The sequence below is a fragment of the Sphingomonas sanguinis NBRC 13937 genome (genome assembly GCF_001591005.1).
Lineage (GTDB): Bacteria > Pseudomonadota > Alphaproteobacteria > Sphingomonadales > Sphingomonadaceae > Sphingomonas > Sphingomonas sanguinis.
The window spans coordinates 1-846 of record NZ_BCTY01000127.1 but is presented as its reverse complement, the minus strand read 5'-3'; the positions used below and the strand labels follow the sequence as shown (position 1 = coordinate 846).

General features: G+C 63.9%; 1 pseudogene. It reads right to left on the bottom strand.

Annotation, left to right across the window (positions count from 1 at the left end):
- Positions 1-846 (bottom strand): annotated as a pseudogene (gene adh, locus SSA01S_RS18890) (aldehyde dehydrogenase); the annotation flags it as partial.

The following is an 846-nucleotide window of genomic DNA, read 5'->3' as shown; positions in this document are numbered from 1 at the left end:
CAGGGCCGAAGATTTCCTCCTGAAACACGCGCATCCTGTTGTGGCCGCTGAGCACAGTCGGCTTGACGTAATAGCCCTCCAGCCCCTCGGGCCGGTTGCGCGTGCCGCCGGTTAGCACCTTCGCGCCTTCGTCGCGGCCGATGTCGAGATAGCCGAGGATCTTGTCCATCTGCTCCAGCGAGGCCTGCGCGCCGACCATGGTGGCGGGGTCGAGCGGATCGCCCTGGATCATCGCCTCGACCCGCGCGACCGCCTTTTCCATGAAGCGATCATAGATGGATTCGTGGACCAGCGCGCGGCTGGGGCATGTACAGACCTCGCCTTGGTTGAGCGCGAACATGGCGAACCCCTCGATCGCCTTGTCGAGATAATCGTCGTCCTCGGCAGCCACGTCGGAAAAGAAGATGTTGGGGCTCTTGCCGCCCAACTCCAGCGTGACCGGGATCAGGTTTTCCGACGCATAGGACATGATGAGCTGGCCGGTCGTCGTCTCGCCAGTAAAGGCGATCTTGGCGATGCGCGGGTTCTGGGCCAGCGGTTTGCCCGCCTCGACGCCATAGCCGTTGACGATGTTGAGCACGCCCTCGGGCAGCAGGTCGCCGATCAGTTCGGCCAGCACCATGATCGAGGCTGGGGTCTGTTCGGCGGGCTTCAATACCACGCAATTGCCCGCCGCCAGCGCGGGCGCCAGCTTCCAGCAGGCCATCAGCAGCGGGAAGTTCCACGGGATGATCTGCCCGACGACGCCCAGCGGCTCGTGGAAGTGATAGGCGACCGTGTCGTGGTCGATCTCCGAAATGCCGCCTTCCTGCGCGCGGATGCAGCCCGCGAAGTAACGGAAATGGT